The following is a 15,552-nucleotide window of genomic DNA, read 5'->3' on the forward strand; positions in this document are numbered from 1 at the left end:
ACTCAAGGAGCTCCGCCGTCGCGGCGCCGCTCGTAGTAGTCCTCGGACCGCATCAGCACGCGCCGCATCTGCTTCGCGGCCAGCACCAGCAGGAAGGCGCCGACGAAGCCGTAGACGGGGTAGAACCCGAATCCGCCGTCGGCCCAACCACCCCAGGCGTCGAACTCCGCCTTCTTCTTGTGGAAGAAGTCCGCCGCCAGCCACAGGACGTCGACGGCGATCAGTGCGTAGAACACCTTGGCGACGTTTCGTTTACTGTCGAGCCAGTAGCTCCTGCCGCCGTGCTTGCCGTGGTCGTGGTGCGCCATCGCTGGGCGGCGAGGTTAGCAGCCGGACTCGGGCTCCACGGGGTCGCGCGCGGCGCGTAGGATGACCCGTGGACTCGTTCTCGGAACCGGTACGCCGGTGGTTCGACGACTCGTTCCCCGGTCCCACCCGGGTGCAGGAACTCGGCTGGCCGGTGCTGACCCGCGGCGGAAACGCGCTGCTGGTGGCACCCACCGGCAGCGGCAAGACGCTTGCGGCTTTCCTGTGGGCCATCGACCGGCTCAGCCTTGGCGACGAACCCGATACGCCGGGCGTGCGAGTCGTCTACGTTTCGCCGCTCAAGGCCCTCGCCTACGACATCGAGCGCAACCTGCAGGCGCCTCTGGTGGGCGTCGTCGAGGAGGCTCGCAGGCTCGGTGCTGCGGTGCGGCCGGTCAGCGTCGACGTGCGCACCGGGGACACGCCGCCGGCCGACCGGCGCCGCCAGCTACGAAAGCCGGGCGAGATCCTGGTGACGACGCCCGAGTCCCTGTTCCTGGTGCTCGGCTCGAGGGCGGCGGCGAACCTGCGTACGGTCGAGACGGTGATCGTCGACGAGGTTCACGCGATGGCGGCGACCAAGCGCGGCGCCCACCTGGCGCTGTCGCTGGAGCGGCTCGCGGAGCTGGCGGAGGCTCAGGATCCGCAACGGATCGGTCTCTCGGCGACGGTGCGGCCAATGGACCTGGCGGCCGGGTTTCTCGGCGGCGACCGGCCGGTCGAGGTCGTCGACGCCTCCGAGCCGCCGGACATCGACCTGCAGGTCGTCGTGCCCGTGCCCGACATGGAGGCGCCGCCGCCGGCGCCTGAGTCTCTTTCCTCCGGCGAAGGCTGGCCGCGCAGCTTCGAAACGTCGGGCCTGTGGCCGTCCGTCTTCCCGCGCATCCTGGAGGCGGTCCGGCGCCATCGTTCGACGATCGTCTTCGTCAACAGCCGTTCGCTCTGCGAACGGCTGGCCCAGCGTCTCAACGAGCTGGACGACCGGACTCGCGCCGCCGACATTGAAGACGACGAAACGGATGACCGCGAGCCGTTGGCCCGAGCCCACCACGGCAGCATCTCCCACGAACGACGACGTGAGATCGAAGGTGCGCTCAAGGCCGGCCGCCTACGCTGCATCGTGGCGACGAGCTCGCTCGAACTGGGAATCGACATGGGCAGCGTCGACCTGGTCCTCCTGGTCGAGGCGCCGGGGTCCACGGCCAGCGGACTGCAGCGCGTGGGCCGTTCCGGGCACGCGGTCGGCGAGCGCAGTCGCGGTCTGATCTTCCCCAAGTTTCGGGGCGACCTCCTGGAGTGCACGGTGACCGCGATCCAGATGCAGCGCGGCGCGATCGAGTCGATGAAGCTGCCGGAGAACCCGCTCGACGTGCTGGCGCAGCAGATCGTCGCGATGTGCTGCGGCCGGGAATGGACCGTCGACGGGATCCTGGCCCTGGCGCGGCGCGCCCGCCCCTACCGCGGCCTGACCCGCAACCTGCTGGCCGCGGTGCTGGACATGCTGGTCGGCCGCTTTCCCTCGGAGGAGTTCGCCGACCTGCGGCCCCGGTTGTCGTGGGACCGCGGGCGCGACGTGCTGACCGCCCGGCGCGGCGCCGACTTCCTGGTGCGGATGAACGCCGGCACGATTCCGGATCGCGGCCTGTTCACGGTGCACCTGGGACCCGAGGGTCCGCGGGTCGGCGAACTCGACGAGGAGATGGTCTACGAGTCGCGCGCCGGCGACACCTTCCTGCTCGGGGCATCCGCGTGGCGGGTGACCGACATCACCCGCGACCGGGTCATCGTCCGGCCGGCGCCGGGCGAGCCGGGGCGGATGCCCTTCTGGCACGGCGATGGCCCCGGCCGACCGCTGGAACTGGGCCGGGCCCTCGGCGCCTTCGTGCGCGAACTCGGCCGACGGCAGGGCGCCGCCGCCAGACGCTGGCTCGCACGCGAAGCGCCGCTCGACCCGCATGCCGTCTCGAACCTCTGCGCCTACGTCGAGGAGCAGCGAGACCGCACCGGCGCGCTGCCCACCGACCGCGCGGTGACTCTGGAGCGGTTCCGGGACGAGATCGGCGACTGGCGGGTGTGCATCCTGACTCCGTTCGGGGCCCGCATTCACGCGCCCTGGGCGATGGCGCTGGAGCGCCGGATCGGCCGGCGTTTTGGTTTCGAGGTCCAGACCCTGTGGACGGACGACGGACTGGCGCTCCGCTTCGCCGACACCGACGAGTTGCCGGCGGCGCGGGAGTTCCTGCTCGAGCCCGACGAGGTCGAGGATCTGGTCGTCGAACAGGTCGCCTCCTCGCCGATGTTCGCGAGCCGGTTCCGCGAGAACGCGGCCCGCGCGCTGCTCCTGCCGCGCAACCGGCCCGGCAAGCGGACGCCGCTCTGGCAACAGCGCCAGCGGTCGAAGAACCTGCTCTCCGTCGTCCGCAGGTACCCCGACTTCCCGATCCTGCTCGAGACCTACCGCGAGTGCCTGAGCGATCTTTTCGATCTGTCGGGCCTGGTCGAGCTCATGGCGGAGGTCGCGGAAGGGGAGGTCCGGGTCGACGACGTGGAGACCCTGGCGCCTTCTCCTTTCGCCCGCTCCCTCGTCTTCTCCTACGAAGAACGCTTCCTCTACGACCAGGACGCCCCCGCCGCCGAGCGCCGGGCCCAGGCACTGACTCTCGACCGGGAGCTCCTGCGGGAACTGCTGGGCACGGCCAGTCTGCGGGAGTTACTCGATCCGGACGTGATCCAGGCGATCGAAGAGGAGTTCCAGGGGCTTTCGCCGGACCGCCGCGCGCGGCACGAAGACGACCTCTACGATCTGCTGCGGCGAACCGGCGGTCTGACCCGGGAGGAGATCGAGGCGCGCGCACCCGGCGAGGCGGACGAGTGGCTCGCGGACCTGGAGCGGCAGAAGAGGGCCGTCGAAATCGAGTTCAAGGACGGCGAGCGGATGTGGACGGCCGCGGAGGACGTGGCGCTCTACCGCGACGGCCTGGACGCGACGTTGCCCGAAGGCCTGCCGGGCGAACTGCTGGCGCCACGGCCGGAGCCGCTCGAGAATCTGTTGAGACGCTACGCCCGGAGCCGGGGTCCGTTCACAGCCGCTGACGCGGCGGCCCGCTTCGGCCTGCCGGAGGGGGCGATCGAACCCCTGCTGACGAGTCTCGAAGAGGCCGGCCGGCTTGCCCGGGGCGAGTTCCGAAGGGAAGGCGGCGGGGTCGAGTGGTGCGACCCGGAGGTGCTCCGCCGGATCAAGCGCCGGACGCTGGCCAGGCTCCGGCGCGAGGCGGAGCCGGTCGACGGAGCGGCTCTGGCGCGGTTCCTGGGTCGCTGGCAGGGCGTCGACACGGACACAGCGGTGCCGACTCTCCCGGCGTCGCGGGGTCGCGGGCGGGCAGGGATGCCTGCGTCGTCGGATCGTGCCCTGGTTCGTCTTCGGGAAGCCGTGGCGCAGCTCGAAGGAGTGCCGCTTTCCTGGCGGACCCTGGTCGGCCACGTCCTGCCCGCAAGGGTGCCGGGCTTTCGTCTCGACATGCTGGACCGCCTTGCGGCGTCGGGGGAGCTTCTCTGGCTGGGCGACGGCAGGCTCGGGTCGAGAGACGGCCGGATCGCGATTTACCGTCGGGAGCGGTTCCAGGTCCTGGCGCGCGGGAGCGAGCCGATCGAAGCCTCGGATGAAGCGCGGGCCGGGACTCCGCACGCCACGGTCCTCGACCGCCTGAAGGCGCGCGGCGCCTGCTTCACGTTCGACCTGGTCGGCGGAGTGGCCGGTGACGGCGACTGGGGCGAGACGGAAGTCGAGGCGGCGATCTGGGACCTCGTATGGGCTGGCCGCATCACCAACGACACCTTCCTGCCGCTCGCGTCGCTTGGTAAGCGGCGACCAGCGCCCGGTGGGCGTTCTCCCCGCGGGCTTCCCCGTGGTTGGCGTCGCGGGCCGCGGGCCGGGACAGCGCCGGCTGCCATGCGGGCTGTTGTCTCGGGGGCCCGCCGCGGCCGGGCAGGGATGCTGGCCGGCGGCCGATGGTCGCTGGTGAGCGATCTGGCCGCGCCGGCCGGGCGGTTGAGCGATACGGAGTGGGCTCACGCCACGGCAACCCTGCTGCTCGACCGCTACGGCGTGGTCGCGGCCGAGACGGCCCGCAACGAGCACGTGCCCGGCGGGTTCGAGGCCCTCTATCCGGTGCTGCGCGAGATGGAGGAGGCCGGCCACATCCGCCGCGGCTACTTCGTTCACGGCCTGGCCGGCCGCCAGTTCGCCCTGCCGGCGGCGGTCGAGCGCCTGCGGCGGGAGCGGCGGGGACCGGCGAAGCGCGGGCCGATCGGGATCCTGCCCGCCGTCGATCCGGCGAATCCGTGGGGCGCCGTGCTTCCCTGGCCCCGGCTCGGAGCCGAGATCGATCCACGAAGGCGCGGCCCACGCCGCGTACCCGGCGCCTGGGTCGTCCTCCGGGCCGGCTCTCCCTGTCTCTTCCTCGAAGCCGGCGGCCAGGGCGTCTGGACCTTCGCCGCTCTCGGCGACGACCCGGAACCCGGGGAGGCCTGGGCCGCCCTCCGTGACCTCGCCGGCCGCCGCCGCCGGCGAACCCTCAGGCTCCTACGCATCGACGGTCGCCCGGCCCGCGAGTCCCCGTGGACCGCGATCCTCGACGCCTGCGGCTTCGAGAAGGACCTGGACGGCTATCGCGTCAGCCGGCTGCTGCCGGCGGTGTAGCCGGCATCGGCGGGCGTCGCCGCCGGTCAGTTGTGGCCTGGTGCGTCGCCCGGGGGAGCCGGGAGCGCTCCTCGCTTGGACCACGGATCGCGGGGGATGCGTCGCTCGTCCTGGAGTTCGCCCCGGACGTAGGTAGCTTCTTCGAGGACGTGACCGACGTGGTCGCGGATCCGCCACCTGCCGTGGACACTGTCGTCCTCGAACCGACCGACGACGCGGTTGCCGTCGGTGAGGCGGACGGACCAGCGGCCGTGGCGCTTGCCGTTCCGGCAGCGTCCCTTGATGACGCTGCCGTCGCTGAGCCGGGCGGTCCAGCGGCTGCGGGACTTCGCGTCCAGACACTCGCCGGTCCAGTCCGCTCCGCCGGCTGTTTCGAGGTCAGACAGGACGCGGACCAGGGTGGTTTCGCCCTGAGCCGCGGAGTCCTTGTCGATTGGAGCGGCGGTCACGAGTAGCAACAGGGCGGGGATGCTTGACATCAGGCTCATGGGTGCTCCTCCCACCGACTCCAACCAGCAAATTCTATGCCGCGTCCCCGAATGCTCCGCGCAGCGCCGCGCAGGCCTCGTCGACCGCCTTCCGGCCGCCATTGAGGATCGGTGACAGTTGGAAGAAAACATGGACCTGGCCCTCGTAGTTCGAGAGCGTCGCCTCGACGCCGGCGGCCAGGAGCTTCTCCGCGTAGTCCCTGCCTTCGTCGCGGAGCGGGTCGAATTCGGCGGTGATGACGAGAGCCGGCGGCAGGCCGCTGTGGTCGGAGGCCAGGAGCGGCGAGGCGCGGAAGTCGGCGCGGTCGGCGTCCGAACGCAGGTAGTGGCCGCGGAACCAGATCATGTGGTCCCTGGTCAGGACGTAGCCGTCAGCGTTCTCGTCGATCGAGGGGCGGCTGAAGTCCATGTCGACGGCGGGGTAGACGAGGAGTTGGAAGGCGAGGTGCGGACCGCCGTTGTCGCGAGCGAGCAGGCTCATCACGGCGGAGAGGTTGCCGCCGGCGCTGTCGCCGCCGACCGCGATCCGGCCCGGGTCGCCGCCGAGGCTCTCGGCGTTGGCCGCAATCCACTGCAAGGCAGCCCAGGAGTCGTCGACCGCGGCCGGGAACTGTGCTTCAGGGGCCAGGCGGTAGTCCACGGAGACGACCAGGCATTCGGCGCCGACGCAGAGTTCACGGCAGGCGTAGTCGTGGGTGTCCAGGTCGCCGATCACCCAGCCGCCGCCGTGGTAGTAGACCAGGATCGGCAGGGCCTCGCCGGCATCCCGGGACCGGTAGATGCGGACTGGAATGTCGCCAGCCGGGCCGGGCACGGCGGAGTCGTCGGTGTCTACCTCGGGACCCTGCCCGAGCATCTCGGCGACCGCGAGATAGCCGGCCCGGGCCATCTCCACGGTCTGCTCGGTGATGGGCGGAACCTGGTTCTCGATCGCGGCCTGGGCCTGGGCTTCGAGGAAGGCCTGCACCTGGGGGTCGACTGGCATGTGCGCTCCTTGGGTCGTGGAACGCGCAGCCTACAGTCAGCCCGGCGCGCCCGGTTCCCGGGATGCGCCGCTATGCGTCGACCGCTGCCTCTGCCGCTCTTTCCGCTGCTTCGGCTGCTGCCTCTGCCGCTTCCTCGGCGGCCTCCGTCGCTTCCTCGGCGTGGTCGACTGCCTGCTCGACGGTTTCGCTGACGAGATCGGCGAAGCCGCTCCAGTCGGCGGCTTCGACGCTGGCTGCGATCAGTTCCGCCAACTCGCCCATCTGCTCACCGAGCGCTCCAAGCGCTTCGCCGAACATCTCCCAGTCGGCGCCCTCCATGGCTTCCCCCAGAGAGGTGCCGAAGCGTTCGCCGAACTCTTCCCAGAACTGCTCGAAGCGCTCCCAGTCGACTTCGCCGTCAGGGTGCTCCATGTCCTCGAACTGCTCCGCCCAGGTGTCCCATTCCTCTTCGTCGAACGCCTGCTCGAAGGACGCTGCAAACTGCTCGCCCCATTCCTCCCAGCGCCTGCCGAACTCTTCCCAGTTCTTGCCGTGGGACTCCCAGTCGGCGTCCTCGAAGCTGCGGCCGAAGCGCTCGCCCCACTCCTCCCAGCGCTGACCGAGCTCCTCCCAGCGCTCGTCGTGACCTGGATCGGCATGCTCCTGGGCCAGGAGCGCTCCGGGAACGAAGGCGATCAGGAGGGCGAACGCCAGGGTCGCCCAGAGATGGCGGTGAAGGTCTTTCATGGTCGGTCTCCTTGCCGGTACGGAGATGAGGGGCCCCCGGCCCGATGGGGCCGTGTCTCATTCATACAACGTCGCGACGTCGCGCGAGTTTCAGGATCGGGCGAATCGGAAGAGCGGGCAACTGTGGTGGTGTTCCTGTGGTCAACTAGCCGCGCGATGGACACGGCCGCACACATGCCGCGCTCCCAGTTCGTGATCGAGGGCGGACAACCGATCTCGGGCACGCTGCGGGCGCGGGGCAACAAGAACGCGGCGCTGCCGCTGCTTGCGGCCGCCCTCCTCACGGATGAGGAGGTCACGCTCCGGAACGTGCCCCGGATCCGCGACGTCGAGGCACAGATGGCGTTGCTGCGCCAACTCGGCGCCGAAGTGGCGCTCGCCGGTAGCGACACGGTGCGCGTCCGCGCCGCGGGTCTCGGCGACGACGATCCCGACCCTGATCTCTGCCGGGCGATTCGCGCCTCGATCCTGCTGGCGGGGCCGCTGCTGGCGCGGCGGGGGCGCGTGAACATGCCGGCCCCGGGCGGCGACGTCATCGGCCGCCGCCGGCTCGACACGCACCTGCTGGCGCTCGAGGGCCTGGGCGCCGGCATCGAACTCCTCCCGGGCGGCGGGCTCCGGTGCCGCGTCGAGGGTTCGCGGGAGCGCCTGCGCGGGGTCGAGGTTTTTCTGGACGAAGCCTCGGTGACCGCGACCGAGAACGCGGTGATGGCGGCTTCCCTGGCCGAAGGCGAGACGAGGATCCTGAACGCGGCGAGCGAGCCTCACGTGCAGGATCTCTGCTGCCTCCTGAAGGCCATGGGAGTGCCGATCGAAGGTGTCGGAACGAACCTGCTCGTCGTCCAGGGCGTGGAGCGGCTGGGCGGGGCCGAGTTCGAGATCGGTCCCGACTACATCGAGGTGGGGTCGCTCATCACGCTGGCGGCCGTGACCGGCGGCGAACTGCGCATTCCGAACGCCCGGCCGCGTGAGCACCGGGCGACGCGGATCGCCTTCGGCCGGCTGGGCATCGACTTCGAGGTGCGTGGCGACGGCAGCGACCTGTTCGTGCCCGGCGGTCAGGAGCTCCAGGTGCGCACGGATCTTCAGGGCGCGATCCCGAAAGTCGAGGACGCGCCGTGGCCAGGTTTCCCCGCCGATCTCACGTCGATCGCGGTGGTGGGCGCCACCCAAAGCCGGGGCTCGGTACTGATCCACGAGAAGCTGTTCGAGTCCCGCATGTTCTTCGTCGATCGCCTGGTGGCGATGGGCGCCCAGATCGTGCTCTGCGATCCGCACCGCGTCGTCGTCAGCGGGCCGTCGAAGCTGTACGGACGGGACATGGTGAGCCCGGACATCCGGGCCGGCATGGCGATGCTGATCGCCGCGCTGTGCGCCGAAGGCCGCAGCGTCATCGACAACGTGCAGCAGATCGACCGCGGCTACGAGCGGATCGACGAGCGGCTGCGGTCGCTGGGCGCCGACATCGAACGCGTCGCCGATTCACTCGGCTAGGGTTGCCTCATGGCGGGCCTCTACTACGAGCAGTTTGAAGTCGGTCAACTCTTCGACCATGCGTTGCGGCGCACGGTGACCGAGGCGGACAACGTCTTCTTCACGGCGATCACCCACAACCCGGCCGCGCTCCATCTCGACGCCGAGGCGATGAAGAAGAGCGAGTTCGGCGAGCGGATCGTCAACAGTTGCTTTACCTTGAGCCTGATGGTCGGCATCTCGGTCGGCGACACGACCCTCGGTACGACGATCGCCAACCTGGGCTGGAACGACGTCGTGTTCCCGCGGCCCGTGTTCCACGGCGATACCCTGCGGATCGAGACCGAGGTGAAGGACAAGCGGGAGAGCCGCTCACGGCCCAACGCCGGCATCGTGACCTTCGAGCACCGCGCCTACAACCAGCGTGACGAACTCGTTGCCCGCTGTACGCGGCTGGGGCTGATGCTGAAGCTGCCGGAGGAAGACGACTCATGAAGTTCGTCGAACTCGCGACCTTCGATTCCCGGCTCGAGGCCGAGACGATCGGCCACGCCCTGGACCAGTACGACATTCCGTTCCTGGTGCAGAGCGCCGGGGTCGGCATGTTCGGCATGGGGATGATGGGGAAGTCACCGGTGCCGGTGAAGCTCTGCGTGCCGGACAACCGGCTGGACGAGGTGAAGGAACTGCTGAGTTGTGTCGCTGGTCCGTTGGAGGACGGCGACGAGCCGCCGGGAGGCTGAGGACCGCCCCCGGCGGATGCCGGCCAGAGGGCCGGCGCACCGACATTTCGGTGGGTCGGCGGTTTAGTCGGCGAGCAGTTCCAGGACCTCGGGCAGCAGCCGGCGGGTGGTGCTGAACGCCCGGTCGCCGTGGATCGTCTCGTTGCCGGCCCAGTCGCCGAAGTAGCCGCCGGCCTCGCGGAGGATGACGGGGAACGGTCCGCAGTCCCAGGCGCTCATCTTCGGGTCGACCATCAGTTCCAGCCGTCCGGTAGCGACCAGGGCGTGGCCGTAGGCGTCGGACCAGCCGACGCGGTAGGCGGTGCCGTCCATCATCCGCTGCCATGCCTGTCGGTGGCGGGGGTCGACGAAGAGTCCCGGGTCACCAAAGGAGACGTAGCCGTCGGCGAGGCTGGGTGTTTCGCGGACCTGCGCCGGCTCGCCGTTCAGCGTGCAGCCCCGGCCGGAAGCCGCCGCTACCGTCTCGCCGATGCCCGGGAAGTGGGCGACGCCGACTTCGACCCTTCCATCGACCTCCAGGCCGATCAGGATCCCGTAGAGCGGCACGCCACGGACGAAGGAACGGGTACCGTCGATCGGGTCGACGTACCAGTGGCGTTTCGAAGCGGCTTCCGAGGCAGACTCGCCGCCACCTGCCCCGAACTCTTCGCCGACGACGAGGTCGCCGGGAAAGGCCTCGGCGATCCGTGAACGGATCAGTTCCTCGGCGCCCCGGTCGGCCTCGGTGACCGGCGTCATGTCGCTCTTGAGTTCCGGGTCGACGCCGAGACGGAAGAACTCGAGCGTCAACTGGCCGGCGATCCAGGCGGTCTCGACCGCGAACTCGAGTTCGGCTGCGTAGTTCGTCACGGTATGAGGCTAGCGCGGCCGCCGGGCGCTGTGCGCCGGATGAGGCCAGGACGCTGCGTTTTCCAGGGCCTCCAGGGAGCGTCTAGAAGTTCTCGATCGTCCGCTCGTCACTGTTGGCGGGCAGCGCGATGTGCATGCCGTCGGCGGCGACGACCGCATCGTTCGGCGCGTCCTCGGCCCGGCCGCGCATGAACACGCCCTCCGCCTGCGCAGCGGGCAGGGGCGGTACGAGGTGGTTCAGCACCAGGAGTTTGACCTTCGCGTCGGCGGCCAGAGCATGCACGTCGGCGGGAAAGGTGTGGTAGTCGAGCGTGTCCCTGAGCATTTTCGCTGTGCGTTCGTTGCCGGCACTCTCGAGCGCCTGCGCCGCCCCGCCGATCAGAGCGCCGGACAGGACCTCGTGGACCAGGACGTCGACGCCCTGGCTCGCCGCCTCCACGTTCGCCGAGCGGATCGTGTCGCCGCTGACCACGACCGAGCGGCCGCCGTAGTCGATGCGGTAGCCGAGCGCCGGCGAGATCGGTTCATGCTCGACCAGGAACGCGGTGATCCGGAGACCGTCCTTGTCGTAGAAGACGCGCGAGGGCGCGTCCTCGGCGAGTTCGATCGCGTGCCCGTTCGCCTTGCCGCCGTCCGGCGCGAGCAGGTCGGCGCCGTGGTGAGCGACCCGGTAGGAGACGTCCAGTTCGTAGGCCGTCTGAAAGCCGGCGACGACCTGTTCGACTCCCGCCGGACCGTAGACGTCGAGGGGCACGGCCCGGCCGCCGGTCCAGCTCGCGAAAACGACCTCGCCGAGTTCTCCGATGTGATCGGAGTGGAAGTGGGTCAGCAGAACGCCGGTGAGACTTCCCATCGGCAGTCCCCAAAGCCGCAGATTCTCGGTCGACCCGGGGCCGACGTCGATCAGGAACATCCGCCCGCCGGCGATCACCGCCGTGCAGGGCCCGGCCCGCTCGGCGCTCGGCAACGGTGAACCGCTGCCGCAGATGACGATGTGGAGCGCGCCGTCGTCGAGCAGTGACGACCGGTTGGGCGGCAGGTTTCCGAACTGGGCAGCGGCGGCGGAACTCAGAAGCAGGAAGGTCGCCGTCAGCGCGGACACGATGGCCGCTGTGCGATGTTTCATGGGCGAAGCTCTCCTTGCTCGTCAGGCCCGGGATGGGTGGCGCCGGAACAGGTCTAATGACAGACATTAGCACATGGGTCCCAAGCCGGCAGCCAGACGCGACGCTAGCCCATACACTCGCCGGCGATGGCTGAGCAGGCGCTGATCAACGACCCGACCGCGCTGCTCGTCTTCTTCGCCGGCTTCGTGGCTCTGATCTTCGTGCTGGCGCAGACGCGGCCCTTCGACCGGCTCTTCAGGTACCTGCCGCCGATCGTCTGGATCTACCTGCTGCCAGTGGTGCTGACCACCGCCGGCATCACGCCGGCCGAGTCGGCCTTCTACGACTGGTGCACGGACTACCTGATGCCGTGCTCGCTACTCCTACTGGTGCTGGCGACCGACGTGCCGGCGATCAGGCGCCTCGGACCGCTGGCGGCGGCGATGCTGCTGTCGGGGTCGGTCGGCATCGTGATCGGTGGGCCGATCGCGCTGGCCATCTTCCAGCCGTTCCTGGATGACCCGCAGATCTGGAAGGGACTGGGAGCGTTGTCCGGCTCCTGGATCGGCGGTCTGTCGAACATGATCGCGATCAAGGAGGGCGTCGGCGCTCCCGACGACGTCTTCGCTCCGATGATCATTGTCGACTCGGTGGTCGGTTACGGCTGGATGTCGATCGTCATCCTGCTCAGCGGTTACCAGAACCGGATCGACCGCTGGAACCGGGCCCGCCGCGAAGAGCTCGACGCGCTGAACCAGCGGCTGCAGCAGGTCCAGGCCGAGAACGCGCGGCCGATCACGCTGCCTGCCTTCGCCTCCATGCTCGGCGTCGGCCTGGTGGCGAGCTGGCTCTGCATGCGCGGCGGAGAGCTGCTGCCCCAGGTCGGCTCGGTGCTGTCCCACTTCACCTGGGGCATCCTGCTGGTCGTCGCGGTTGGCCTCGCGCTGTCCTTCACGCCGGTTCGTCGTCTCGAACATCGGGGAGCCACGCCGGTGGCCTACGGTGGCCTCTACCTGATGGTCGCGACGATGGGCGCGGGCGGCGATCTCGCCGCCATCGCCGAGGCGCCTTTGGTGCTGGCGGTCGGCGTCGTCTGGATCGGCATCCACGTCGCCTGCCTGTTCCTCGCGATGCGCCTCCTGCGCGCGCCGATCTTCCTGTTCGCGACCGGCAGCATGGGCAACGTCGGCGGCGTCATCTCGACGCCGGTCGTTGCCGGCGTGTTCCAGCCCGCGCTTGCCGCGGTTGGTGTGCTGATGGGCGTCCTCGGCAACCTGGTAGGCACGCCGCTGGGGCTGCTGTGCGCCCAGCTCATGGCCTGGGTCGCGCGGGCGTACCACGGCGCCGCATCGTTGTAGAGCTGCCTGGCCGGCTACGCGACCTCCGGCTCGGGTGCGTCGTCGCCCACGGTCAGCGCCCGGAAGAGATCGATCTCCGTCTTGCAGGTCTTGACGACCCAGGCGATGACGGCGGCGTCGTCGATGAAGCCGGCGACCGGGACGAAGTCAGGGATGACGTCGATGGGAATGACGAAGTAGAGGACGGCGCCGGCGATGAGGATCAGGGTCTCTTTCCGGAGCCGGTAGTTGCCGCGCGCTACCGCGCGAAGCAGGTCGAACATCGTTCTCAGGTCGTCGATCACCCCGCTGAGCGGACTCGTGGCGCCGCCTGCGGAGTCGGCCTTCTCCCTTGCTTCGGCGACCATCTCACGGAGCTTGTCCGGCGATTCGACGATCTCCGCGGCCTGGTTCCTGGCGTGGAGCGGGAGCTCCATCTCGCCGGTCAACTCCCGATCGGATGCCATGTCGTCTTCACTTCCTGGAGGTCGGTGATTTCGTAGGGGCTCTGGATGTCCGTCCAGTCGTCGCTGGGGCGGAGCGCGACGCGTTTCAGGTTGTGGACGGCCTCGATCTCGGCGGACCTGGCGACGTCCCGGTCGGCGGTGCAGAGGAGCAGCCCGTCGACGTCGCGGTGCGCGGCGAGTGGGGCGAGCATCTCGTCCCGGCGACCGGTGAGGATGTTCACGACGCCGCCGGGGACGTCTGAGGAGTTCAGGACTTCGCCGAACGTGGTGGCCGGAAGCGGCTGGCTGCCGGTGACGAGTACGACGGTCGTGTTGCCGCCGGCGATCGCGGGGGCGATGGAGGAAACGAGGCCGAGCAGCGGAGACTCGGGGGCGAGCACGCCGACGACGCCCATCGGCTCGAGGATCGAGAAGTTGAAGTGCGACGTGGCGACCGGATTGACGCTGGAGAACACCTGCTGGAACTTGTCGGTCCAGCCTGCGTAGTGGACGAGCCGGTCGACGGCGGCCTGGACTTCGGCCGCGGCTTCGTCGGGGGTCGCACCGCCGGCGGCCAGCAGGGCCTCGAACTGGCCGCTCCGGCCCTCCAGCATCTCGGCGATCCGGTAGAGGATCTGGCCCCGGTTGTAGGCGGTGCGGGCGGCCCATCCGGCCTGCGCGGCGCGCGCCGCGGTCACCGCGTCCCGCACGTCCTTGCGCGAGCAGCGGCAGATGTTCGCGATCGGCGTGCCGTCTGGCGCCAGAGCCCGGTCGAAGCGTCCCGACTCGGAGCGCGGGAACTTGCCGCCGACGTAGACCTTGTGGGTCTTGAGCACCGGCAACCGGTCGGCCGCAGCCGCTCCCGCGGGTCGCTGCTCGCTCATGCCGCTCGCTCCGGTTGCAGGTAGGCGTGGAGCCCGGCCAGTCCGCCCTCGCGGCCGATGCCGCTTTCCTTGTAGCCGCCGAACGGGGCCGTCGGATCGAACTTGTTGTACGTGTTCGCCCACAACACGCCGGCGCGGATCCGGCTGGTGACGCGGAACGCCTTGGCGCCCTTGTCGCTCCAGACGCCGCCCGAGAGGCCGTAGGGCGTGTTGTTCGCCATCGCGATGCCTTCGTCCACCGTGCGGAACGTCTGCACCGCGAGTACCGGGCCGAAGATCTCCTCCTGAACCACGCGGTGCGACTGGGATGCCTGCAGGAACAGGGTCGGCCGGCACCAGTAGCCGCGTTCCGGCACCGGGCACGATGTCTGGAACGGTTCGGCGCCTTCCGCCTCGCCGATCTCGAGATACTCCTCGATCCTGTCGAGCTGGGCGCGGGAGTTGATCGCGCCGATGTCCGTGTTCTTGTCGAGCGGATCGCCGACGATCAGGGTCTCCATCCGGTCCTTCAGCTTGGAGATCACCTCGTCGGCGACGGACTCCTGGACGAGCAGGCGGGAACCGGCGCAGCAGACGTGCCCCTGGTTGAAGAAGATGCCGTTGACGATGCCCTCCACCGCCTGGTCGACGGCGGCGTCCTCGAACACCAGGTTCGCCGCCTTGCCGCCGAGTTCCAGGGTGTAGTACTTGTCGCTGCCGGCGAGCGCGCGCCGGATCAGCTTGCCGACCTCGGTGGAGCCGGTGAAGGCGACCTTGTCGACGTCTTCGTGCTGGACGATCGCCGCGCCCGTCTCTCCGGCGCCGGTGACGATGTTGACGACCCCGGGCGGAACCCCCGCGTCGCGGATGATCTCGGCCAGCTTGAGCGCGGTGAGCGGTGTCGTCTCCGCCGGCTTGAGCACGACCGTGTTGCCGGCCGCGATGGCCGGCGCGATCTTCCAGGCCGCCATGAGAAGCGGGAAGTTCCACGGGATGACCTGTCCGGCGACGCCGAGCGGCCGGGCCCTACGGCCGGGAAAGGCGTAGTCCAGCTTGTCGGCCCAGCCGGCGTAGTAGAAGAAGTGCGCGGCAGCTAGCGGGATGTCGACATCCCGCGACTCGCGGATCGGCTTGCCGCCGTCGAGCGACTCGGTGATGGCGAGTTCGCGGCCCCGCTCCTGGAGTACCCGGGCGATCCGGTAGACGTACTTGCCGCGCTCCCTGGGCGCGAGCTGTGACCAGACCTCGTCGTAGGCGCGGCGGGCGGACGCCACGGCGGCATCGACGTCGGCGTCCGAGGCGAGGGCCACGTCCGCGATCTTCTCCTCGGTGGCCGGATTCGCCGTCTCGAAGGTCCGGCCGCCTTTCGCGTCCGTGAACTCACCGTCGATGAACAGGCCGTAGCGCTCCCGCAGTTCGACGTGATCGGTCGACTCGGGCGCTGGCGCGTACTCCCAGCCGTCGCCGTTGCGGAGACGGAGCTTGGGCGCCGCGGCCTCGATCGATGGGGTGCTCGTCATCGGTTGAACA

At 69.7% G+C, this 15,552-nt stretch carries 14 protein-coding genes; 5 read left to right on the plus strand and 9 right to left on the minus strand.

Features of this window, described 5'->3' with window-relative positions; translation table 11 throughout:
* Positions 1 to 2: 2 nt before the first annotated feature.
* Positions 3 to 308 (minus strand): hypothetical protein, encoded by a 306-nt coding sequence (locus tag OXI49_03345; protein MDE2689521.1) that lies wholly within the window; start codon positions 306 to 308, stop codon positions 3 to 5.
* 68 nt (positions 309 to 376) lie between these two features.
* On the opposite strand from OXI49_03345, the gene OXI49_03350 reads away from it, so the two are divergent.
* Complete coding sequence (locus tag OXI49_03350) at positions 377 to 5,005, plus strand: DEAD/DEAH box helicase (GenBank protein MDE2689522.1); 4,629 nt, start codon at positions 377 to 379, stop codon at positions 5,003 to 5,005.
* A 26-nt stretch (positions 5,006 to 5,031) separates the two neighbouring features.
* On the opposite strand, the gene OXI49_03355 is transcribed toward OXI49_03350, so the two are convergent.
* From OXI49_03355 to OXI49_03365, 3 genes are all read right to left on the minus strand, one after another.
* Complete coding sequence (locus OXI49_03355) at positions 5,032 to 5,493, minus strand: hypothetical protein (GenBank protein ID MDE2689523.1); 462 nt, start codon at positions 5,491 to 5,493, stop codon at positions 5,032 to 5,034.
* Between the two features lie 34 nt (positions 5,494 to 5,527).
* Positions 5,528 to 6,478: an alpha/beta hydrolase gene (locus OXI49_03360; protein MDE2689524.1), complete on the minus strand. Its 951-nt coding sequence runs from the start codon at positions 6,476 to 6,478 to the stop codon at positions 5,528 to 5,530.
* A gap of 70 nt (positions 6,479 to 6,548) precedes the next feature.
* Positions 6,549 to 7,205, minus strand: coding sequence for a hypothetical protein (locus tag OXI49_03365; GenBank protein ID MDE2689525.1), 657 nt, complete (start codon positions 7,203 to 7,205; stop codon positions 6,549 to 6,551).
* Positions 7,206 to 7,361: 156 nt separating this feature from the next.
* Here OXI49_03365 and murA point away from each other — a divergent pair, with 156 nt between their 5' ends.
* The 3 genes from murA to OXI49_03380 are packed head-to-tail and all read left to right on the plus strand — an operon-like array spanning position 7,362 to position 9,421.
* Positions 7,362 to 8,699: a UDP-N-acetylglucosamine 1-carboxyvinyltransferase gene (gene murA, locus OXI49_03370; GenBank protein MDE2689526.1), complete on the plus strand. Its 1,338-nt coding sequence runs from the start codon at positions 7,362 to 7,364 to the stop codon at positions 8,697 to 8,699.
* Positions 8,700 to 8,708: 9 nt separating this feature from the next.
* Positions 8,709 to 9,173: a MaoC family dehydratase gene (locus OXI49_03375; protein ID MDE2689527.1), complete on the plus strand. Its 465-nt coding sequence runs from the start codon at positions 8,709 to 8,711 to the stop codon at positions 9,171 to 9,173.
* Complete coding sequence (locus OXI49_03380) at positions 9,170 to 9,421, plus strand: hypothetical protein (protein ID MDE2689528.1); 252 nt, start codon at positions 9,170 to 9,172, stop codon at positions 9,419 to 9,421. Before OXI49_03375 ends, OXI49_03380 begins: the two co-directional genes overlap by 4 nt.
* 63 nt (positions 9,422 to 9,484) lie before the next feature.
* On the opposite strand, the gene OXI49_03385 is transcribed toward OXI49_03380, so the two are convergent.
* Positions 9,485 to 10,270 carry a histidinol phosphate phosphatase gene (locus OXI49_03385; protein ID MDE2689529.1) on the minus strand — a complete coding sequence of 262 codons (786 nt, stop codon included), beginning with the start codon at positions 10,268 to 10,270 and terminating at the stop codon, positions 9,485 to 9,487.
* 82 nt (positions 10,271 to 10,352) lie between these two features.
* Entirely contained in the window at positions 10,353 to 11,396 is a 1,044-nt protein-coding gene (locus OXI49_03390) for an MBL fold metallo-hydrolase (GenBank protein MDE2689530.1), read from the minus strand.
* 126 nt (positions 11,397 to 11,522) lie between these two features.
* On the opposite strand from OXI49_03390, the gene OXI49_03395 reads away from it, so the two are divergent.
* Positions 11,523 to 12,734, plus strand: a complete 1,212-nt coding sequence (locus OXI49_03395; GenBank protein ID MDE2689531.1) for a DUF819 family protein — start codon at positions 11,523 to 11,525, stop codon at positions 12,732 to 12,734.
* A gap of 14 nt (positions 12,735 to 12,748) precedes the next feature.
* Here OXI49_03395 and OXI49_03400 read toward each other — a convergent pair whose 3' ends face one another.
* Genes OXI49_03400 through OXI49_03410 form a run of 3 tightly spaced genes read right to left on the minus strand, consistent with a single transcriptional unit; the run spans position 12,749 to position 15,542 of the window.
* A complete protein-coding gene (locus tag OXI49_03400) occupies positions 12,749 to 13,180 on the minus strand; it encodes a YkvA family protein (protein MDE2689532.1) in 432 nt (143 codons plus the stop codon).
* Complete coding sequence (locus OXI49_03405) at positions 13,159 to 14,043, minus strand: aldehyde dehydrogenase family protein (GenBank protein ID MDE2689533.1); 885 nt, start codon at positions 14,041 to 14,043, stop codon at positions 13,159 to 13,161. The genes OXI49_03400 and OXI49_03405 overlap by 22 nt, the downstream gene beginning before the upstream one ends.
* A complete protein-coding gene (locus OXI49_03410) occupies positions 14,040 to 15,542 on the minus strand; it encodes an aldehyde dehydrogenase family protein (protein MDE2689534.1) in 1,503 nt (500 codons plus the stop codon). Before OXI49_03410 ends, OXI49_03405 begins: the two co-directional genes overlap by 4 nt.
* Positions 15,543 to 15,552: the final 10 nt, after the last annotated feature.

Source organism: Acidobacteriota bacterium (assembly GCA_028875725.1).
In the GTDB taxonomy this organism is placed as follows: Bacteria; Acidobacteriota; Thermoanaerobaculia; order Multivoradales; family Multivoraceae; genus Multivorans.